The 23,076-nt window shown below is 44.8% G+C and carries 14 protein-coding genes; 11 read left to right on the forward strand and 3 right to left on the reverse strand.

The window, feature by feature from the left end:
- The first annotated feature begins 53 nt into the window (after positions 1–53).
- From AUO94_RS12435 to AUO94_RS12450, 3 genes are all read left to right on the forward strand, one after another.
- Positions 54–1,079: an acyltransferase gene (locus AUO94_RS12435; RefSeq protein ID WP_058384518.1), complete on the forward strand. Its 1,026-nt coding sequence runs from the start codon at positions 54–56 to the stop codon at positions 1,077–1,079.
- Between the two features lie 1,365 nt (positions 1,080–2,444).
- Positions 2,445–4,355 carry a S8 family serine peptidase gene (locus AUO94_RS12445; protein ID WP_058384520.1) on the forward strand — a complete coding sequence of 637 codons (1,911 nt, stop codon included), beginning with the start codon at positions 2,445–2,447 and terminating at the stop codon, positions 4,353–4,355.
- Positions 4,356–4,568: 213 nt separating this feature from the next.
- Positions 4,569–8,324: a S8 family serine peptidase gene (locus AUO94_RS12450; RefSeq protein ID WP_082707542.1), complete on the forward strand. Its 3,756-nt coding sequence runs from the start codon at positions 4,569–4,571 to the stop codon at positions 8,322–8,324.
- A gap of 81 nt (positions 8,325–8,405) precedes the next feature.
- On the opposite strand, the gene AUO94_RS12455 is transcribed toward AUO94_RS12450, so the two are convergent.
- Positions 8,406–9,497, reverse strand: a complete 1,092-nt coding sequence (locus tag AUO94_RS12455) for an S-layer homology domain-containing protein (RefSeq protein ID WP_058384521.1) — start codon at positions 9,495–9,497, stop codon at positions 8,406–8,408.
- A gap of 259 nt (positions 9,498–9,756) precedes the next feature.
- Between AUO94_RS12455 and AUO94_RS12460 the strand changes: the two genes are divergently transcribed.
- Positions 9,757–12,117 (forward strand): bifunctional 2',3'-cyclic-nucleotide 2'-phosphodiesterase/3'-nucleotidase, encoded by a 2,361-nt coding sequence (locus AUO94_RS12460; RefSeq protein ID WP_058384522.1) that lies wholly within the window; start codon positions 9,757–9,759, stop codon positions 12,115–12,117.
- 77 nt (positions 12,118–12,194) lie between these two features.
- On the opposite strand, the gene AUO94_RS12465 is transcribed toward AUO94_RS12460, so the two are convergent.
- Both AUO94_RS12465 and AUO94_RS12470 read right to left on the reverse strand, forming a co-directional pair.
- Positions 12,195–13,238: a hypothetical protein gene (locus AUO94_RS12465; RefSeq protein WP_058384523.1), complete on the reverse strand. Its 1,044-nt coding sequence runs from the start codon at positions 13,236–13,238 to the stop codon at positions 12,195–12,197.
- Between the two features lie 11 nt (positions 13,239–13,249).
- A complete protein-coding gene (locus AUO94_RS12470; RefSeq protein ID WP_058384524.1) occupies positions 13,250–14,692 on the reverse strand; it encodes an MBOAT family O-acyltransferase in 1,443 nt (480 codons plus the stop codon).
- 921 nt (positions 14,693–15,613) lie between these two features.
- Between AUO94_RS12470 and AUO94_RS12480 the strand changes: the two genes are divergently transcribed.
- The 7 genes from AUO94_RS12480 to AUO94_RS12515 all read left to right on the forward strand — a co-directional run bounded on the left by AUO94_RS12480 (position 15,614) and on the right by AUO94_RS12515 (position 22,362).
- Positions 15,614–16,555: a glycosyltransferase family 2 protein gene (locus AUO94_RS12480; protein ID WP_058384526.1), complete on the forward strand. Its 942-nt coding sequence runs from the start codon at positions 15,614–15,616 to the stop codon at positions 16,553–16,555.
- On the forward strand, positions 16,552–18,291 hold the full coding sequence (locus AUO94_RS12485; protein WP_058384527.1) for a DUF6020 family protein: 1,740 nt from the start codon (positions 16,552–16,554) through the stop codon (positions 18,289–18,291). The genes AUO94_RS12480 and AUO94_RS12485 overlap by 4 nt, the downstream gene beginning before the upstream one ends.
- Positions 18,284–18,622: an EamA family transporter gene (locus tag AUO94_RS12490; protein ID WP_237150116.1), complete on the forward strand. Its 339-nt coding sequence runs from the start codon at positions 18,284–18,286 to the stop codon at positions 18,620–18,622. The genes AUO94_RS12485 and AUO94_RS12490 overlap by 8 nt, the downstream gene beginning before the upstream one ends.
- Positions 18,609–18,953, forward strand: coding sequence for an EamA family transporter (locus AUO94_RS12495; RefSeq protein ID WP_237150117.1), 345 nt, complete (start codon positions 18,609–18,611; stop codon positions 18,951–18,953). The genes AUO94_RS12490 and AUO94_RS12495 overlap by 14 nt, the downstream gene beginning before the upstream one ends.
- An 845-nt stretch (positions 18,954–19,798) precedes the next feature.
- Positions 19,799–20,641 (forward strand): GDP-mannose 4,6-dehydratase, encoded by an 843-nt coding sequence (locus AUO94_RS12505; RefSeq protein ID WP_058384529.1) that lies wholly within the window; start codon positions 19,799–19,801, stop codon positions 20,639–20,641.
- Positions 20,642–20,762: 121 nt separating this feature from the next.
- Entirely contained in the window at positions 20,763–21,923 is a 1,161-nt protein-coding gene (locus AUO94_RS12510; protein WP_058384530.1) for a glycosyltransferase, read from the forward strand.
- A 196-nt stretch (positions 21,924–22,119) separates the two neighbouring features.
- Complete coding sequence (locus tag AUO94_RS12515; RefSeq protein WP_058384531.1) at positions 22,120–22,362, forward strand: hypothetical protein; 243 nt, start codon at positions 22,120–22,122, stop codon at positions 22,360–22,362.
- Positions 22,363–23,076 lie beyond the last annotated feature (714 nt).

Below are 23,076 nucleotides of genomic sequence, written 5' to 3' on the forward strand. Positions count from 1 at the left end.
TTCAGTGACAATGAATACGTATCCAATTTAGTTCGAAAAAGGAGATACCCGAAATGGCCAGAAGATACGACTATATGGATTGGCTGCGGGTCTTGTCGATTTTTGTTGTGGTCGGCATCCATGTAGTATCAAAAATTATTAACAATGCTACGACAGATGAATGGATTTGGCATTTTGCCAACGCCTTTGACGCAGGGTTGCGTTGGTGTGTACCTATTTTCTTCATGCTTAGTGGGGCGTTGCTCCTGACGCGCGGCAAAGAAGAAAGTGTCTGGCAATTTCTCCAGAAACGATTGGCAAAAGTTGTTATTCCGTTGTTATTTTGGAGCTTGGTGTACACGCTATACAATATTTACATACTGGATGAATCGTATAGCGCTTATGAAATTTTGGTGCAGTTTTTAACCGATGATATTTATTACCACTTGTGGTTTTTATACACCATCACGGGTCTTTACTTGATGGCGCCTTTTTTGAAGCTGCTCGTCATGCATATGGACAAGAAGACGTTTCAAGCCTTTTTGCTGTTTTGGATTTTCTTTTCTAGCTTTTTACCATTCTTGCCAAAGTTCTTTGACTTTGAACTTGCTTTTGCTGCGGGCTTGTTTGAACCGTATATTGGGTATTTTTTGCTCGGTGCGTATCTCGTGCTTTACCCGGTACCGAAGAAATACTTGCCAACACTTGGCATACTCGCAGCAGTCAGTTATGTGGTGACGGTGTGGGGGACTTATTATTTAAATGTCGGATTGCCGGCGGGCGAATTTGATGAATTTTTTTATGAGCATTACCGGCCGAATAATTTGTTGATTACGCTGTTTATTTTTATTGGCTTTCAGCATAGGGCGAAACGAATCAAACCAAATGCGTTGATCACCCGCATCAGTACAGCGACGTTCGGCATTTACATCATTCACCCGCTTATTCAAGTTTTTTTGAATAGAAGCTTTGGTTTAAATGAAACAACGTTTAATCCACTGATTAGTGTGCCGCTTGTTTGGATCTTAATCTTTGTTATTTCGTTCGGCATCATTTTGGCGATGCAAAAGTTACCGGTTGTTAACCGACTGGTGCCATAGAACCGAGCCAGCCTTTCTGTTGAGGGGCTGGCTTTTAATTTTTGTGGGGTTCTGGAGTTGCTTAGAGATGGAAGGAACGCGAAATCTTGATAGGTTTGGTGAGGTTCTGAAAGTCGCCTTCGGACGCTTTGGGCATGGCTTTCGCACAAAGCCGAGAAGAGCACTCGTCTTCGTGCTTCGCCTAGCCCTTGTCGCGCCTCGGCTAGGTGTTGGGGGAGACGCAGCGAACTTACTTTGTTTGGGGTAGGTAGTAGGTGTGGGGTTCTGGAGTCGCTTGGCGACGGTGGTGCACGCGCCTGCGCTAGGAGTGGGTAATTTGGGTCCGAGTTTTTAGTTTTTGAGGGGTTCTGGACATTGCCTTCAAGCGCTTGGTGTTGTGTTGGAAGTTGGCCACTGTTTTTTTTTAGGGGAATAGCGAGTGTGAGGTTCTGAAAGTCGCCTTCGAGCGCTTGGGGCATGGCTTTCGCACAAAGCCGAGAAGAGCACTCGTCTTCGTGCTTCGCCTAGCCCTTGTCGCGCCTCGGCTAGGTGTTGGGGGAGACGCAGCGAACTTACTTTGTTTGGGGTAGGTAGTAGGTGTGGGGTTCTGGAGTCGCTTGGCGACGGTGGTGCACGCGCCTGCGCTTTTTGTGTTCAGATTCGGGATTGGTGGAGGAGTTTTTGTGGGATTTTAGAAGTCGCCTGCGGACGCTTTGGGCATGGCTCTCGCACAAAGCCGAGAAGAGCACTCATCTTTGTGCTTCGCCTAGCCCTTGACGCGCCTCGGCTGGGTGTTGGGGGAGACGCAGCGAACTTACTTTGTTTGGGTTAGGTAGTAGGTGTTGGGTTCTGGAATCGCTTGGCGGCGGTGGTGCACGCGCCGGCGCTTTTATCGTGAGGCTGGTTTCATGTTCACTTGGGGCTAGACACAAATGTTCTCCAATTTGTGTCTGGCCCGTTGTCGTCCCTGAGTCGGACTCAAATGTTTCTCAATTTGTGGCCGACTCAGGGACGTGCTCCCAAGCCAAGATTCTGCACAACACTTTCAAAAAAGAATACTTGTAGTTTTTTTGGGTGGTGCATGCGCCGGCGCTTGCAGGGTGATGATTTTTACTTTTGACATTTTAGATTTAGGGGGGACGTGGGTTGTTTTCTAGATATAATGGAAATTTATTTATTCTGATATCTTTTTTTGAAAAGAGCTTTCTATCTTTGCTGGAAGTGCGTACAATACAAGTAACTAAACACTGGATACAATTGGCTTTGACGCGTATGCGGACATCTTATATACTGAAATTGGAAACGGATTTATATGTATGTTAAATATTTCTTTTATTTTTGGAAAATTAAACAAATTCAATTGGTTTAGCAAAGGGGGGGTTTTTATTGAGAATAGTTTATGGCGTGTTGAGCGCGTTACTTTTGTTCGCAGCAATGGGACAACTAACGGTTTCCGCACAAGATCAGGATGAAAAACGCATGATTATCGTTTATGAAAAAGAGCAAAAGAGCTTTTCAATCGCTAAAAAGACCGAAAATTCTGGTGGTTCTGATGTAGAGGTTTATGATGAAGTGGCGATTGCGTCTGCTATGATGACAGACGCAGAAGCGCAGGAACTTTTAAAAGATCCATCAGTTCGGACAATTGAGGAAGATATTGTGTTTTCGCTTAGTGCGCAAACAGAAGGCTGGGGAATTCCTCAAATAAAAGCACCCGTAGCTTGGAATTCAGGATTTACCGGAAAAGGTGTGAAAATTGCTGTCATTGATTCGGGGATTTCTCCGCATAATGATTTGGTGATTAAAGGCGGGATTTCAACTGCCGACTATACAACTTCCTATTCAGATGATCAGGGACATGGAACGCATGTTGCCGGAATCATTGGTGCCCGCAATAATGGCATTGGCATAAAAGGGGTGGCGTATGACGCTGATATTTATTCTGTAAAAGCTTTTGACTGGGAAGGCAATGCTTATTTGTCGGATTTGATTGAAGGTGTGGAATGGTCAATCGCGAACAAGATGAACATTATTAATCTTAGTGGAGGTTCTGCGGAAAATTCCAACGCCTTTAAAGCCGTTTTTGACCGAGCATATGCGAAAGGGTTATTGATCGTAGCGGCCGCTGGAAATGTCGGTACTTTAAGTGGAAAAGAGGATAATGTGGAATTTCCTGCTCGCTATTCGTCTGTTATTGCAGTCGGCGCATTGGATCAAGATGCTAAACGTGCAGAATTTTCTTCAACAGGACCCGCTGTTGAAGTGATGGCACCCGGCGCATATGTTTTCAGTACGATGACCAGCAATCGGTACGAGTATTTATCAGGAACTTCTATGGCCACGCCTTATGTAGCTGGCCAATTGGCTTTGCTAAAGCAAGCTTATCCAAAATTAACAAATAAGGATTTACGTGCGATTATAGCGGAAGAAGCAAAAGATTTAGGCAAAGTGGGCAGAGATCCGCTATATGGTCATGGCTTGATTCAAATTTCTTCCTATAAAGCACCGAGAGTATCGGAAACGAACAATCCGTTACTTAGTTTACGTCCGGACAAATCGTCAATTACGAGTACAGTCGGCAATTCGGTTCAACTGGCGTTAACGGCTTCGTACACAAAGGGGGAAGTCATCAATGCAGCAGAAACCGCAAAATGGGTTTCTGCAGATCCCGCGATTGCAACGGTATCCAAAGGGAAAGTGACGATGAAAGCAGTTGGCAGTACGACGGTAAAAGCGACTGTAGGAAGCAAAACGGTATCGCTGAAAGTAGAGGTTGTGCAAACAGCTAGATTGTTTACGGATGTTTCTGAAAAGTATTTCCCAGCCGTTGATTATTTGGTGAAAAGAGGACTTACTAAAGGTGAGCGTTCGACGCGATTTGGCATTCAAAGCCCGATCCTGCGTGTAGATGCAGCGATTTGGCTGGCAAAAGAGTTGGAATTAGATTTAATAGCAGCGCCAGCTTCTAAATTTACCGATGTCCCGGAACGTGCTGTAGCGTCCGTTAATGCGTTAAAACATGCGGGCTATATTGATGGCAAGACGGAGACATTATTTGGTGCTGCGCAAAGTATGACGCGAGGTGAAATCGCATTAATTTTGCAAAATAGTTATGCTTTGCAGCCAACTGCCGAAAAATTGCCATTTACAGATGTCTCTCCACGCTATGAAGAAGCGGTCAATGCACTCGTAGCGAACGGAGTTACGAATGGCGTAACCGCTACACAATTTGGCGTGAGTCAAAATGTAACGCGAGGTCAGCTGGCAATCTTTGTTTATCAACTATCTCTTAAATAAGATGAAGTTTGATTGGTTGCTTAGAAATCGTCTGCCTATGGGTAGGCGATTTTTTGTTGTCTACATCAGAGTAATTTAACTACTTCTGTAACAATTGTAACGTAAACGTAATATATATTTGACAAAAGAATAGTGGCAAGAGTGTTTTAATATGGTAAATTTAAACTGTCTTTTAGTTTGAAAATTCCGTTAGTTAAACAAGGGGGAGAAAGATTGGGGAAGATACGTTCGATTTTATTGATGGCGTTGGTGTTTTTAGTCGCTTTTGGTTCGTTTTCGGCAGGTATACCGGATGTTTCAGCAGCACCGAACAAAACAGGTGCCGGCAACGAAGAATTGCAGCTCAAAAAATCAGCAGTTAAAATACCAGAAACGCTGAAGAACCCGAAAAATCCGAAAAAACAAGTTCGGATTATCGTGGAATTAGAAAGTGATCCAACGATCGAAAACGCAACACGTAAAGGGGTACTTTACAAAGACTTACCTAAGAAACAAAAAGAATCATTAGAAGCAACAGTAAGCACTGAACAAAATTCAATTCAATCGACTATTTCAGAACTTGCTCCAGAGATTACCTATTTAGAAAATTTCACGACGGTTTTTAACGGCTTTTCTGCTGAAGTCGAAGCAGGAAAAGTAAAAGAAATTGCCTCACAAACAGGTGTAAAAGCAGTTTATGAGTCAACCGAATACAAACGTCCGGAAATCAAACCGGAAATGAAATACTCAAAAGAACTTGTGCAAGCGCAACAAGTTTGGAACGATTATAAGTATAAAGGCGAAGGCATGGTCGTCGGCGTGATTGATACCGGCATCGACCCAAGCCATAAAGATATGGTATTAACAGATGACACATCAGGTGAAATTACAAAAGCCGAAGTCGGTGCATTGCTCGGCGACCAATCCATTGAAGGCGGTCAATTTTTCACTTCTAAAGTGCCATTTGGCTATAATTACATGGACGGCAACAACGAAATTTTAGACCTTGGACCTGAAGCTTCAATGCACGGCATGCACGTAGCCGGCACAGTGGGAGCAAACGGCAATGAGGAAAATGGCGGCATTAAAGGCGTAGCGCCAGAAGCACAATTACTGGCATTAAAAGTGTTCGGCAACGATCCGTTGTATCCGTCAACTTACGGAGATATTTACATTAAAGCGATTGATGACTCGATCAAATTAGGAGCAGACGTCATTAATATGTCACTTGGATCTGTTTCAGGATTTGTGGATTCTCAAAACCCGGAACAACAAGCAGTAGAGCGCGCGACGAATAGCGGTATTCTCGTGTCCATTTCAGCTGGAAACTCGGATATGCTGGGATCGGGTTATTTCTATCCTTACGCAGAAAACCAAGATTACGGCTTAACAGGTTCACCAAGTGTTTCATTTGACTCGTTTGGTGTAGCATCATTTGAAAACGATATCATTACAGCTATGAGTTTTGCTTATCAAGCGGACGGTGCAGAAGCTGGACGCGCGATGTACTTATTGGCAAACGATAAAGACCCGCGTGAGTTGCCAGCAGCTTCTTATGAAGTGGCAAGTGCAGGATTTGGTACAGCGGCTGACTTTGCTGGAACCGATTTTACCGGCAAATTTGCGCTTATTTCACGCGGCAGCATTGCCTTTGTTGAAAAAGCAACCAATGCGCAAGCAGCAGGAGCAGTAGGAGTTATTATTTACAACAACACAACAGGTACCATCAATATGGCATCAGACCCAGCAGTTACGATTCCTTATATGTCGACTCTTCAAACAGATGGCGTCGCGATGAAGGCGTTAATCGATGCTGGCAAAAAGGTTACGGTTAACTTTGATGGGCAATATTTAGAAACGAAAAGCCCGACAGCTGGCCAAATGAGCAATTTCACTTCTTGGGGACCAACGCCAAACTTGGACTTCAAACCTGAAATTACAGCGCCAGGTGGCAACATTTTCTCGACTTTAAACAACGATGAGTACGGCTTAATGAGCGGAACGTCTATGGCAGCACCGCATGTTTCAGGCGGAACGGCATTGATCTTCCAACGACTAGATGAACTCGGCCTAGACGGCGAAGAACGTGTTCAGTTTGCGAAAAACCTGATGATGAATACAGCCAACCCAGTAGAATTGATTGCGGGTGAGTTTGTTTCACCACGCCGCCAAGGAGCAGGGTTGATGCAATTGCATGATGCGCTATCGACAGATGTGACGGTAGTTGAGAAATCAACAGGCGAATCCAAAGTAGCGTTAAAAGAAATCCAAGACGATAAATTTACATTTACGGTCGTTGCAGAGAATTTCTCTGACCAACCGGCAAATTATCAAGTAGCTGTAAATGTTCAAACCGATAAAGTGTTAAAAGCAAGCGGCGTCGACGTAACGGCACCAAACGTTGCAGGATCGAACGTAGTGACAGAACAAGTGGTGATTGACGCGCCTAAAACGGTCGCAGTTCCGGCAAATGACAGCAAAGAAATCACCGTGTCAGTGGATGTATCGGCACTGGAAAAAGATGCAGCTTATCAAGCCTTTACAAATGGCTTTTTCGTGGACGGGTTCTTAACATTAACGGACGTGAACGAAGAAGTGACAGGCAACACACCATTAGTCGTACCTTACTTCGGCTTTAACGGCGGATGGGACGATGCAAATATTTTTGATTACGTGGCATGGAATCCATCCACTTATTACGGCACGACGTTCTTAGCAGATGAAAAAGGCAAAACCATTACAGGTGGAACGCATCAACCAGACTTTGTGCCAAGCCAATTCGCCTTTTCACCAAACGGCGATGGTGTCATGGACAAAGTAGTTCCGGTGTATTCATTGCTCAGAAATGCCAAAGAATTTGAAGTGAAGGTATTGGACGCGGCAGGCAAAACCTTGCGGACGATACGCACAGAAGATGAATTGGTAAAAAATTACGCATCAACTGAATCGTATAATTTCAATCCAGCAAATGGCTGGGACGGAAAAGTGCTTGAAAAAGCAGTAGCAGATGGCAACTACCAAATTCAATTGCGCGCGGTCATCGATTATGAAAATGCGGAATGGCAGTCATTTGAATTCCCAGTTAAAGTCGATACGGTCGCACCAGTAGCGGTCGCAAGCTATAACGCGGCAGCCAAATTAGTAGAAGTTGCAAGCTTTACCGATAACCCACAAGGAGCGGGCCCAGATCGTTGGGAAGTGTTCTTAAACGGTAAAGAACTAACCGAAGATGCAGCAACACCGAAAGACGACTCATTAGCTCCTGGCGTTAAGAGCTATGCAGTGTCAGCTGAGCTAAAAGCCGGTGACAAACTAAGTGCTGTATTCTACGACACAGGAGGCAACAAACAAGTAGTTGACTTAGCAACCGCGACGCCAGAAAAAGTCAAACCGGTCGTCTTTATCGATAAGCCGGACGTCTTATCCGTACACAAAACAAAAGAAGTGGCGATCGCTGGACGAGTAGAAGACGATTCGAAAATTGTCTCAGTGACCGTTAACGGCGAACCGGCAAAAGAATTTGACGGCAAAACCTTTAGCCACAGCCTGACATTAGCGGACGGTTCTCATTACGTTAACGTCAAAGCGATTGACGAATTCGGCAACGAAATGGAAATTCGCCGTCAAGTGTTAGTAGACACGAAGCCTGCGGTAATCACATTAGTAGACGTACCGAAAAAAGTCGGTTCTGACCAAGACGAAGTGGAAATCACGTTTAACGTCAAAGACAATTTCGACGAAATTAGTGCGTATTACTACGACGATGAGATTTTCGCACAAAAACTAACAGCACCATACGAACTGAAAAACTTCAGTAAAAACATTACGACAACTGTACCTGTACTAACCGATGGCGCAAACGAGATCAAACTCAAAGTCGTTGATCTGGCTGGACATGTTACAGAAAAAACGTTCACCATCACGAAAAAAGCGGGCAAACCCGACAAGCCGGGTAAGCCTGACAAACCAGGAAAACCGAATAAGAACTAAATAGAAAAAAGCCGGAAGCTTTGCTGCTTCCGGCTTTTTTCTATTGAATTGCATGAGAATTGTTTGGGTGCCAGGCACCAATTACTGGATTTTTATCAGTTCGTAGAAAACTTTACCATCAAGATCGACTGTTTTAACATTGCCGAATCCTTCGACCATGTAATATTTGTAGCCCGTGTCGTGTTTAACTGAAGGATCAACTGGGACGGTAACTTCAGTAGCATTAGTAAACGTTTTGTAGCCGGTCTTGACGGTTACATTTACACCAGTAATTTTACTTTTAGGTGCGAAAGGATTGTCGATGTTGAATACTTTCCCTTTTTGGATGGGGTAAACCAATTCAACTACATATTCAGAGTACGGATAGCCAATAGCATACATGTCGTCGGTTTCGTTTTCTGTATAGAAGATGTCATCCTCGTCTTTAGTGTAGTTTTCCCAAAGAAACCCGAGTGATTCGCCAGTTGCTGCGAGCTTAGAATCTTCCGTATAGCGAGAATTTAATGTCGTGCCATCGTCTAAACGGTATGAATAAATCTTCGTTTTATCACGCAAGTAAGAGTTTTCCATATGCGTATCATTTTTGAAGACAGGCTCTAATCCACGCGCAAGAAATGCAGAAAACTGACCGCGAGTCACAGCATCTAAAGAACGGAACGTTTTGTCAGGATAGCCGACGGCGATATTGTAACTAACGATTTTGTTGATCGACTCAAATGCCTTCATGTTGCTTGAAACATCTTTAAAATTCAATTCAGTTGAAAGAGGTGTCGTGAAAACATTCCCAAGGACAATCGCCATATCGCCGCGAGTCATTTTTGCGTCGGGACGGAACGTTTTATCTGGATAACCGTTCAAGTAACCGGCTTTTTGCGCAGCGGCAATATACCCGCTCGCTTTACTGCTTTTACTCACATCGGTAAATTGAGTCGCTTTTTGAGTGCCATCCAACCCTTTTAGCTTGCCAATCATAATCGCCGCTTCGGCGCGAGTGACAACGTTATCGGGACGGAATGTGTTGTCATCATAGCCCGTGATTACTTTCTTGCCAATCAGGTAATCGATCTCGTCGTGAAAGCGGTAGTTTTCTGGCACGTCAGATGCAGCCAAAGCAGGTGTAGCGATCAAACTCAAAGCCAGTACAGTGCTACATAAAAACAAAGTTTTCTTCAAAGTTATCCAACCTCCCAAGATCTATAGTTAATTCCATTTATAGTATACCCACTAAATGTCCTTAAATGGATTTTTTTATGAAAAAAATTTAGAGTAGTGTGAGAATTGTTTGGGTGCCAGGCACCAATTACGCTATTTTTACTCATTCAAACAAAAATCCATCACCCTGCATTGTGAAATTTTTGTAAATACCTCCTATTATTTCGGTTGTCGTATATAATGGAGTTGTTCGACTATTCGATTAAAGGGAGATGGAGAAATGACGTTTGGCAGAAAAGCTTCTATGATTCTGGTGGCACTCGTTCTGGTGCTTAGCGGATTTTTCACTGCGAGTCCTAAGGCAGCGGCAGCGAACGAAGTGACGAGAGGCGAGTTTATTCAGCATTTGGTAACTTCTTTAAAAGTAGAGTTAGGAGACGGTTCGACGATCAGCTTTAAGGATGTCGATAAAAAACTCGCTCCCTACGTGGAAGCGGCATACAACTTAAAGCTCACAAGCGGCAAGTCGAAGACCGTGTTTGCACCAAACGAAAAATTGTCTCGTGAGCAAGCATTTTCAATCGCTTCACGTGCAGTGATAACCGATAAAGTATATTCAACGGGATTGCTTGGTGGGTTTAAAGATCGCCATTACTTCAGTCAAAGTCTGTTAAAAGACTTGGCAAAAGGAGTGGGCATCGGTTTACTGGTCGGATACGGAGACGGTACCGTAAAGCCATCCAAACCTGTTTCTCCGGGCGAAATGCGGGCCATTGTTCAGCGTTTGCTGAAAGAATATCAGCCAGCAGGCAGTAAGAACGTCACATTGCGCATTTTGGGAACATCTGATTTACACACGAACTTTGTCAATTACGATTATTACCGAGACCAGCCATCAAACAGTTTAGGTTTAGCTAAAACAGGGGTCTTAATCGAACAAGCACGCGCAGAAAACAGCAACTCGCTGTTATTTGATAACGGGGACTTGATTCAAGGAACGCCATTTGGCGGGTATAAAGTATCCGTCGACCCCATCGAAAAAGGAGAGCTGCACCCTGCTTACGCAGCACTCAAATCACTTGATTTCGATGCTTCAACTTTAGGCAATCACGAGTTTAACTTTGGATTGGATTATTTGGACGAAGCACTAGACGATGCACCGTTTCCTGTCTTGAATGCCAACGTCTACGATGCCAAGACAAACAAAAACCGCTACAAGCCGTACACCATTATCGACAAACAAGTCGTCGATGGAAAAGGCAAAAAGCACACCATTCAAGTAGGCGTCATCGGAGTTGTTGCTCCGCAAATTATGAAATGGGACCGCGCACATCTTGAAGGGGAAGTTACGGCAAAAGATGCAGTCGAGTCAGTAAAAAAATTCCTTCCTGAAGTGGAAAAAGCGGGAGCAGATGTAGTCGTTGTGTTATCCCACTCTGGAATGGGGGATGAAAAATACGACATCGGTGAAGAAGACATCACCTATCAACTTTCTGAAATTGATGGCATCGATGCCATCGTCACAGGTCATAATCATGACGTATTCCCTGGATCTTACGGGGACTTGAAGAACGTCAATCAACAACAAGGAACGATTAACGGGACACCTGTTGTGATGCCAGGTAACTTTGGTAGCCATTTAGGCGTTATCGATTTACAGCTTTCTCCAAAAGGAAAAGACTGGAACGTTGCATCCGGAAAAGCGCAATTGCGCAAAATTGATACTGAATCAGACATCGTTTCACAGCAAGTGATTGATGCAGTCAAAGAAACACACGAAGCAACCATCGACTATGTGCGCAGCCCAGTCGGTAAAACCACAGCACCCATTAACAGCTATTTCTCATTGGTCAAAGACGACCCATCTGTTCAAATTGTCAACAACGCACAGAGCTGGTACGTCAAACAGCAAGTAGCAGGAACAGCCAACGCAGACTTGCCAATTTTGTCTGCAGCAGCACCGTTTAAAGCAGGCGGACGAAACGGCGGAAATTATTACACCGATATCAAGACAGGCGAAATCGCCATTAAAAACGTCGCCGATTTATACGTCTTCGACAACACCATTTATGCCTTGAAACTAACCGGTAAAGAAGTGAAAGAATGGCTAGAAATGGCGGCAGGGCAATTCCAACAAATCAACCCGTCAGCAACAACAGAACAACCGTTGATCAACACAGACTTCCGTACCTATAATTTTGATGTATTGGACGGCGTCACGTACGAAATCGACGTCACGATCCCTGCAAAATACGATGCAGAAGCGGCACTCGTCAATCCAACTTCGAACCGCATCAAAAAGCTTTCTTATAACGGAGCACCTGTAACCGATACACAGGAATTTTTAGTCGTCACAAACAATTACCGCGCAACAGGCAACTTCCCAGGCGTTACCGATGCCAAAGAAGTGATCGACTATGCCTATGAAAATCGCCAAGTCATCATCGACTACATGCTTGAAGTCGGAACAATCGACCCAGCAGCCGATGATAACTGGAAATTCGCACCAATTGCCGGTAACCCAAACATCACCTTTGAAACGTCAGCTAACGCACAAAGCCTCATACCAGAAGCGAGCGGCATCACTTACGTCGCACCATCTGCCAATGATTTCGGCAAATACCGCATCGACATTAAGTAACATAAAAAAGCTTTCCGCGACTCGCGGAAAGCTTTTTTGAATTGTTTGAGAGTTGTTTGGGTGCCTGGCACCCAAACTCATTCTAGCTCGGCCGCTAACTTTCGAACCATCGCCATATGCTCTTCGATATTATCTTCTGTCACCCACACACCAAAATCTTCCGGCACATCGGCATTTTCACCTTGTTCCAAACGCTCGGAAATCAGTTTGCCGATTTCTGGATAAAAATGGTGGCCGTCGTAATAATTCAAAATGTCATTCGTTACACTATTGGGGTACATGAAATTCCAGACACCACCGTATACAGCGACCAAGTCACGGAGCCACATTTCGTATTCGTCCAGTAAGCCGGTTCCGACCAGCGACTTGAACAACTCTGTTGAAATCGGTGTCGTGTAGACAATTTTTTCAGCTTCTGGGTGTGTATCGTGAACTTTTTGCATGATTTCTTTGTAGCGCGAATAATAAACATAATGATCGCCGTAAAACGTATTTTCAAAACGCGTAATTTTAGCTGCCGTGTCGCGTTTGGTTTCTTCTGCCGTCAGCTTTTTCGCAAACGCATCGCCTTGTCGATTGTACAAACGGTCCGCCGTAATGTCGTCCGCTGCCGATAATTTTAAATTATCAACTGCAAAACCGAATGTATCAAAGGACAGCAAATTCTTCGCCCGGTAAAAAGGCTCTTGCACTTTTGTTTCATAGCCCGTAATCGCACGGGCATCTTTTGCCTGTTCTTCACTCGATTTGAAAAAATCGACACCAATCAAAACCCGCTCATAATCCGGATGTTGATCAAAGGCATAAAGCAACATCGTATAATATTCGCGCATCGATAAATTGGCAACGGCGTAATTATAAACGGTCCATTTTTCAAACCCTGACGGCTGAACATACGTGCTACGGCTACTGCCAAGCAACAACGTATCAGCGTCTGTCGGGTCATAAAGCTGTTGTGCGGTTTTTTGTTCCCGCTCGTCCGCGACAATTTGCACATCATTCAACCCATGCGCATGACCATAATGCCATAAAGGATCTATCCAAAAGTTAAAAGCAGCAACAGCAAACGTCAGTGAGGCGAAAATCGCCATGACGGCAAAGCTAAATTTTTTATCGTTCATGGGATCATCTCCTAAAAGTTAAAGTACAAGAATTCACTAACTTGTTGCAGCTGCATCACGCTATAGAAAAGCAGAACAGCAATAAAAACAGCCATGCGCGTATTGCGTTGCTTTTGCTCCATAATTTCAACAGAATTTTTCGCAAAGAACGCCAGCGCCAACCCAATCGCTAAAGTTAACGCAACTTCGATAGAAGACGCAGAAAACGGCAGCTTCAGCAGCCAATTTTCATCAATCGATGGCACGAGCGAAGCCAATCCACTTGGCAAGTAAAAGCCGTTAAATCCGAACATCGCCTTTAAAACCGTCAACGCATCAGCCAAGGTCAATGCACGGAAAAAGACCCAAGCAAGATGGACAAACAAGAACGTCACAATCCAAGCGGACACGTTATTCATACGGTGCCCGGTGCCTTTCCACCAACGGCAAATGACACTGGCAAAGCCGTGCAGCGCCCCCCAAATCAGAAACGTCCATCCAGCACCGTGCCAAATCCCACTAATAAAGAAAATAATCAGGATATGTAAATACGTGCGAGTAGGTCCTTTTCGATTGCCTCCAAGCGGGATGTAAATATACGTCGTCAAGAAATGAGACAAAGTAATGTGCCAGCGTCTCCAGAAATCTTGAATATCCAATGCTTTATAAGGCGAATTGAAATTCAGCGGCAAGCGAATGTTAAACAACAACGCCAGCCCAATCGCCATATCCGAGTACCCACTAAAATCGAAATACAATTGCAACGTATAAGACAACGTCGTGAACCAACTATCCACAAAAGTCAGCGAACCGACATTGCCATAGCCTTGATTGGCCCATTCCGCAAACTGATCGGCAATCGCCACTTTCTTAAAAAGCCCAATCGCAAAAATCAGCAAGCCTTTGGAAATATTCTCATAAACGATGCGGTAAGAATCCTTAGACGAAAACTGAGACATCACTTGACGGTGATGAACAATCGGTCCCGCGATCAATTGCGGGAAAAACGACACAAACAACCCGTAATTCAAAAAATTATATTCTTTCGTTTCCAACCGGTACGAATCCACCAAATACGCAATTTGCTGGAACGTATAAAAACTAATCGCCAGTGGCAACAAAATATTCTTCAAAACCAAATCTTCACCAAAAACCACATTGATGTTTTCAACAAAAAAGTCGTAATACTTATAATAACCGAGCAGCAACACATTAAACAAAATCCCGGCAGTTAAAATGCCTCTCCGGTAAACGCCACCCCGATCACGCCCAAGAAAAGCCCCAATCGCATAATTGAGCAGCATCGAAATCAAAATCAGCGGCAAATAAGCAGGATTCCAATACCCATAGAAAAACAAAGAAGCAACCAGCAACCAAGTCTTCGCAAACGGAATATGGATGCGCCCAAGAACATAATACAAAATCCAAACAATCGGCAAAAACAAAAAGATAAACTCAAAAGAATTGAAAATCATGTCCAGACACCTTCACAATACTAGAATTAATCGCTTAAAGTACGCTCAAAACGTAAAAAAACTTTCAAAAAAGCGAGAAGCAAAAACCCCGAACAACCTCTTCGCCAAACTCACCCAGCCCAACAGAAACGCGATCACCATTCCGCAGCAACCAAGTAAAGTTTCATAACCCATCTATTATAACGTGAGAAAAATCTATTGTCATGAAATTGTTTGGGTGCCTGGCACGAATTACCACATTTGTACTACCCAACACAAGAAAATATCATCAAAAAACAGATGTAACGAATCTCAAAAAAACAAAACCATCTCCACACCCAGCGCCGGTGCGTGCACCACCGCTGCCAAGCGACACCAGAACCCGACGCTCACTCCCAACCCAACACCAGTAGGCTCATGAAGTATCCCCCAACACCCAGCCAAGGCGCGTCAAGGGCTAGGCGAAGCACAAAGACGAGTCCACTTCTCGGCTTTGTGCGAAAGCCATGCCCAAGCGCTCGAAGGCGACTAATAGAATGCCTCAAAAACTCCTCCACTAATCCCGAATCTGAACACAAAAAGCGTCGGCGCGTGCACCACCGCCGCCAAGCGACACCAGAACCCGACGCTCACTCCCAACCCAACACCAGTAGGCTCATGAAGTATTCCCACAACACCCAGCCAAGGCGCGTCAAGGGCTAGGCGAAGCACGAAGACGAGTGTACTTCTCGGCTTTGTGCGAAAGCCATGCCCAAGCGCCCGCAGGCGACTTCCAGAACCCCACAAAACGAACTCCACAAGAACCCCACAAAAAGAACTCCACCAAAACTCAACATTCAAAAAACTCCCACATAACCCCAAAACAGAAAGCCGTTTCACTAAATCTGGGAATCATGATATGATAGCTTAGTTAATGTTTAAAATCAAAAGGAGAAAATGTCTATGAAAATTGCAGTATTACTGCCTTGCTACAACGAAGAAATGACCATCGGCAAAGTGATAGATGACTTTAAAAGAGAACTTCCAGAATCGACAATATACGTCTATGACAACAACTCGAAAGACAAAACCACAGAAGTCGCGTTGGCCCACGGTGCAGTCGTTCGCCAAGAACCTCGCCAAGGAAAAGGCAACGTCGTGCGTTCCATGTTCCGAGAAATCGATGCAGACGTTTACGTCATGGCAGATGGCGACGATACATACCCAGCTGAATTCGTCCACAACATCATCAAGCCCGTCATCGACGGAGAAGCCAACCTCGTCATCGGCGACCGGTTATCCAATGGGACGTATTTCAATGAAAACAAACGAAAATTCCACGGCTTCGGCAACACACTTGTCAAAAACCTGATCAACGGCTTATACAAAAGCAACATCACCGACATCATGACAGGCTATCGTGCATTTGACCGCTTGTTCGTCAAATCACTGCCAGTCACAAGCCCGGGTTTTGAAATCGAAACCGAAATGAGTATTCACGCACTGGACAACAACTTCTTGATCAAAGAAGTGGCAATCGATTACCGCGACCGTCCAGAAGGCAGCGAATCAAAACTGAATACCGTACAAGACGGCATCAAAGTACTGCGAATGATTTTCACCTTATTCAAAGACTACAAGCCGTTACTATTCTTCTCGTGCTGGGCTGCCTTGTTCTTTATCTTGGGACTAGCTGCGGGAATTCCTGTAATCGTCGAGTACGTTCAAACTGACTTTGTGACGCGCGTACCGTCCGCGATTTTAGCAGTCGGCTTAATGCTGTTGTCTATGTTGGCATTTGCTTGTGGCCTCATACTCGATACCGTAGCGGGCACGCATCGCAAGCAATACGAACTCGAATTAATTCGAATTAGCGACCGCATCAAAAGCGAGAAAACTTTATGAAAAAAACGTACCTACTAGGTGCTGCATCTTTTGTTGCAGCACTTTTCCTTGCTTTTACTGCCATTTTTTACTTCCAGCCAATCCGGAATGCACATCCTTTACTCATTGTTTTCATCACGCTCGTGCTGTTTGGCTTACTCGTATACAGTCGGTCGTTCGTGCACACAGTCAACGGGTGGACGCGCGCTAAAAAAATCAGCTTAGCCATTTTCATGCCGCTGTTCACGGTGCTAGCAGGACTCAGCTTACTTGGCGACCAGCAATACTTAGCCGACAACCACTGGCTCGTTAAAACCGCTGTTTATCTCGGTTTGTTTTTAACGATCGCACTCGTCGTGCTGTCCATCATCAAGCTCTTGCTCAGCATTCAAACGCCAGCAGGTGAACAAAAAGTATCGCCGTTTTATGTGTTGCTTTACATGTTGCCGATGCTCGGTGCGTCACTGGTCATGTTTATCGCCTTTTATCCCGCTGCCATGACGCCCGATTCGTTATCGCAATGGGAGCAGTCCGAAACGAAAGAATTCACCAACTGGCATCCCGTCATGTTCACATGGCTCATTATGTTCTTACGAAAAATCTGGGATAGCCCCGGCATCATTGCGTTGTTCCAAGTCGTTGCGTTGGCACTGACGATGGGCTATATGGGTTATCTAATGAAACGCTTTAAAGTCAACACCTGGATCCTTTGGGTGGTGCTAATTGTCGCGGCGATTGTTCCCGTCAATTCCATCATGTCGATCATTATTTGGAAAGACGTCTTATACAGCACGTCGTTGTTGTTCTTTTCTTTATTAATTTTACTGCTCGTGAAAACAAAAGGACTGGAAACGAAAAAAGTTTCGTTCGTCTTGTTATTCCTGTTAGGCTCGTTTATGTTGGTGTTTTTCCGCCATAACGGGTTTCCGGTATTCGTCATCACCATGATCGCGGCACTCATTATGTACCGCCGCATGTGGAAGCAATTGCTGCCGATGACACTTGGCATCATCATCATTCACCAAGTCATTACCGGTCCCGTCTATACCAAACTTGACGTGGTCGATTCCGATCCGCAAGAAGCGCTCAGCATCCCAACGCAGCAAATCGCCAACATCGTCACCAAAAATGGCGACATGACCGAAGAGCAGCGCGAATACATCAATCGCCTTATGCCGCTCGAACTGTGGCCTGAGAAATACAACCCGTCTAGCGTGGACCCGATCAAATTTTCATGGGGCGAATACGATCGCTGGGTCATTTACGACGATCCGGCGCAATACGCCAAGCACTGGGCGCAGCTGGTCCTTCAAAATCCAGGACTTGCCGTCGAAGCCTTTCTCGATGAAACGTCCTTAGTGTGGCAGATGCGACTCGAAGAAGACGGTCACATGAATCGCTTTGTCACCAACATCTATTATGGCAATGAATTCAATCTACTCAATCAAGTCATTTACCCAAAAGTGACCTATAGCGCGCAATTGTATTTGAAAGTCGACACAGAAGCAGAAGAATTCTTGTGGCGCCCGGCCGTGTACTTGTTCTTCATCACCTTGTTCCTGTATGTTGCGTATTTACGCAACAATTGGCGCATTTGGTTGATCTTGTTGCCAATCGCCTTAAACACAGCGGCCGTCATGGCAACCATGCCCGCTCAAGATTTCCGTTATTTGTTCAATGCGTCGCTCTTTTTCTACGCCGCCTTGCTAATCAGCTTGCTCAATTTCGACGACAAGGGTGGGTCTCTGCGTGAATAAACCCGAAAAAACGGCTCCCATCGGCATCTTGTTGATGATCTTTGCCGCCATTTCCACAGCAACGGGTCAATTGCTATGGAAACTGTCTGACGCGATACTGGACGTGCACATGCTCGGCGGTTTCGTCTTGTACGGCATGGGCGCTGTGCTCATGACCGCGGCATTCCGTTTTGGCAAGCTGTCCGTGCTGCATCCATTACTCAGTCTCGGTTACGTCATCGCCATTTTTTACGGAACGTTGTTTTTAGACGAAGCCATCACGTTTAATATCTCGATGGGCACTTTGCTCATTTTGATCGGGGTTATCGTCATAGGGGGTGACAGCGATTAATCTGTTATTGGTCTTGTTGTTAGTCGTCATGACGTGGGTCGGCGCATTTGGCGGCTTTTTCCTAAAAAAAGCGTCGTCGTTCAATATCAACATGGAGCGCAAAGCATTTATGCTGCGCTTGCTGTTTGGGGTTTTCCTCTACGGCGTCAGCGCCATTTTGAACATTGTGGCGTTGAAGTTCTTGCCGTATACCATCGTGTTCCCGTTGACGGCGATTACGTACATTTGGACGATGCTGATTTCTTATTTCCTCTTAAAAGAACACATCGGCAAACGCAAAATTCTAGGTGTGTTGCTCATTGTGACGGGGGCATTCGTGCTTGTCAGTTAAGAAATAAAAGCTGCAGAAAGACTTGGCATTGCCGAGTTTTCTGTAGCTTTTTTTGTTTGGAAGGGGGAGTGGGAGCGAGTGCTTATCGTTTTTTAGGGGTTCTGGAAGTCGCCTTCGAGCGCTTTGGGCTTGGCTCCCGCACTAAGCCAAGAAGTGCACTTGTCTTATTGCTTCGCCTAGCCCTTGTCGCGCCTTGGCTGGTGTCGGGGAGACTCAGCGAACTTACTTTGTTTGGGTTAGGTAGTGGGTGTGGGGTTCTGGAGTCGCTTGGCGTGATGGCGCACGCGCCGGCGCTTTTATCGTGAGGATGGTTTCATGTTCACGTGCTCCCAAGCCAAGGTTCTGCACAACACTTTCAAAAAAGAGTGTCTACAGTTTTTGTAAGGTGCTGAACATTGCATTCGTGCATCCAGAGCAATAAGGCGCTTCCCATATATAACACTTTTAACCAATGCCAATAGTATTTTTTTGACACCTGACCACATGAAAACACAATTTCTACAACAAATCCTCGGTTTTGAAGATAGTCTACAAGAACCAAAAAACAATACATCATTCTAATCAATCTCGTTTTAAAGGAAAACACATCAAATAAATTCCATTTTAATAAATATTCCTGACTAATTAAAATTTAAACATGTCTATAGACTAACTTTTTTTTCGTTTAATGATGCAAAGTATCTAATTACATTGTATAATGATTAAATATTTAGAAAATAATATCTTTTAACCTACTTTTAACACGGATGTCATAACATTGGAAGTATAACTGGTACGAAAGAAGGGTTGGTTAGGCTTAATTGCTTAGGCGAGGCCTGATTTCAGTAATTGAGTAGGAGAGGTGGATGGCAGTGAATACGAAGACCTTGCTTGTGACAGGTGGCCACGGATTTATCGGCTCCCATATCATCCATTATTATTTAAACAAATACCCAGATTACCAAATCGTTAATATCGATTACAATACACAAGCTGGCTGCATAGAAACTCTCTCAAAACATACAGCGCGCTATGCCTATCACCGCGTCGATATTCGCAATGCGCACGCCATCAATCACTTGTTTGAGCTTTATGACATAACAGACATCCTTCATTTCGCAGCAGAAACGCGCAGCATGGACTGTGTCGGGGAAATTCGGCTTTATGAACAAACCAATGTTTTCGGAACGATGAACCTTTTGTATGCTGCACAAAGTACGTGGATGCTAGATGCTCATCAGCCTAACCCCAACTACGCGGCGTCCCGTTTTCATCACTTGTCACTGGCAGATACGAAACAAGAAACTTTATATAGCGAAAGCAAAGAAAAAGCCGACGTCATGATCCAAAATTTTCATGAGCAGTACGGCTTGAATATCGTCACTACTGCCAGTCCAGAAGTTTTCGGACCTATGCCGCAAGAGGACAAACTGACTGGGAGCTACTTTCAGCATTCAGTAGAAAGTAAACTCGCCCCCTTAGAAGAATCCACAGCTGAACTGCGAGGTCGACTGTTTGTTCGTGATCTATGCGAGGCAATCGACACGGTTTTTCGTTTAGGAGAAACGGGTGAGCGCTATGAAATGGGTTTGAATGCGCATTTAGGGAACAACGAATTTACTTGGAATATCCCCTCGTTACTAGAGGATCATTTCCCGGGAAATACCCGAGGCAACAGACAACCCAACAGTGGCTGTGCTCTTGACTAACCAGATGCTACCGTCCACCTTTCAGAATTCGCGCATCATTCAAGCAGGACTTACATATAAGCATAAAACAAGTTATTTCTGAATAACTAATAGAAAACAGACTAGTAGATGAGGTGAATTTATGAGTACATTCAGCAATGCCCGTTTGTTTGATTTTGAAAAGCCGGAACGTCCGATCAAATCGATTGCACTAATTCATAAAAACATGAAGCCGGGTGGTGTGGAAATGCTTGTCGTCCGCATGGTCAAGTGGCTCAGCGCGAATGACTACAAAGTGACATTGTTTCTATTTAGTAACGGCGGCCCTTTACTGCACGAACTCGAAGCGATTGAAGGCGTCACAATCGTGGTCGATGAAGACGCGAGCGATCCTTCGGTGAACTTGTGGCTCGTCACAAAAATGCTGAGCAGGCGCTTAGAACAGAAATTCGACTTGGTGTATTCGTTTGGGCCCATGTCGTTTTTGTTATCTTATCTGTTACCGGCCAGTAAGCGCATGTCGGGTGTTTACAACCCGAACAGCTATGCACCAAAAGGGCTGCACGGAACGGTCAAAACACTCAAACTAATCGATCCCAAATACTATCAAAAATTGCTGTTTATGAATCCGTCTGTCAAAGAAAAAACCGAACAAGTAATTGGCGAACCGTTAGAAAACGCCATTTTCCCACTGCCTCTGGATTTTTGTGCGCCAACGAAAACCTTTGGAAACTTCCATTCGCGTCGCATCGTTTCTTTCGGTCAACTCGCTGACTTTCGCACGTATAATTACTACATGATCGAGATTATGGAAAAGCTGATCCAAATCGACCCGGAATTCACCTACCACATTTACGGAGACGGTCCAGGAGAAGACCACTTACGCAATAAAATCAACAACTCCGCGGCGCGTGAACACATTTTTATGCACGGCAAGTTTACTTGCGATGACAAGAGACGCGGACTGCCAAACACGTTTTGCTTTATCGGGATGGGGGTTTCACTGATCGAAGCAGCAGGTTGCGGCATTCCGGGAATCACTACCAAGATCAATGATCCGTTCGGATTGACACAGGGCTTTCTCCACCAACTGCCGCCATACGAAAGCGGCGATTCGTTCTCAGCAGACAGCGAACTGTACAGCGTCCAAGAGCAAATCGAAAAATTGCTGTCGAGTGAAGCGCATTATGACCAAATCTCCAAATATGGCCGCTTAAAAGCCAACGAATTTGAAAGCAATCACGTCATGGAAAAATTCATCAAAGAAGCAGAAGCCCCAAAATTCTCTTTCCGCTTACATTAGAAAAATAGGTATTTTGACTGATAAATTAAAAAAGGCATATGTTCGTCTCTGTAGATAACTTGTTTATCAAAATGTCACAATCGTTAATGCGTCATTTTGACTAGTAATATCTATACAAAGCCTTTATAATGGTAATATTAGAGAGAGAGAAGTATATAGGACCTATAAAAAAAGTGGGAAGTGAGATGAAGGACTTATGGTGGACTACGAGTCTTATAAGGAAAAAGTGGAGAAACGCCACAACAAAGCATTAGTAGAAGTCATAAAAGACCTTTACGTCAACGAAGACCTTGGGCCATCAGTGAGTGCAAAGCAACTTGGAATGCCAAGGCAAGCCTTTCTCCATTTCGTGCAGCATTACGATTTGAAGAAACTCAAATTCGGCGAATCCGAAAAACCAAACAATTCAATCGAGACACCAGACCAACCAATAACATAATCCACAAACCCCGCCCTTGCATTTCAAGAGCGGGGTTTTGTTGGAAGAGAGAAGGTAACATTTTTCGTGAAAGTCGTGTATAAAAGTAAAAAGAATAGGTAGGAATAGCAAACACCGGGGTTCAAGAGTAGTAAACACGGATAGAAGGAGCAACCGTTTTTGCTCTACCCAAAGCGATCGAAGGCGACATCTAGAACCCCACAAAAACTACAAGTACTCTCTTTTGAAAGTGTTGTGCAGAACCTTGGCTTGGGAACACGTCCCTGGGTCGGCCACAAATTAAGGAACATTTGAGTCCGACCCAGGGACGACAACGGGCCAGCCACAAATTGAAGAACATTTGTGTCTAGCCCCAAGTGAACATGAAACCAGCCTCACGATAAAAGCGCCGGCGCGTGCACCACCGCCGCCAAGCGACACCAGAACCCCACACCCACTACTCCCACAAAAAAATATGTTCACGGACTACCTCAACAACATCAGCCAAGGCGCGACAGGGACTAGGCGAAGCAATAAGACGAGTGTACTTCTCGGCTTATTGCGAGAGCCATGCCCAAGCGTCCGAAGGCGACTAATAGAACGTCTCAAAAACGCCTCCACCAATCCCGAATCTGAACACAAAAAAAGCGCCGGCGCGTGCACCACCGCCGCCAAGCGACACCAGAACCCCACACCCACTACTCCCACAAAAAAATATGTTCACGGACTACCTCA

The organism is Planococcus kocurii (assembly GCF_001465835.2).
Classification (GTDB): domain Bacteria; phylum Bacillota; class Bacilli; order Bacillales_A; family Planococcaceae; genus Planococcus; species Planococcus kocurii.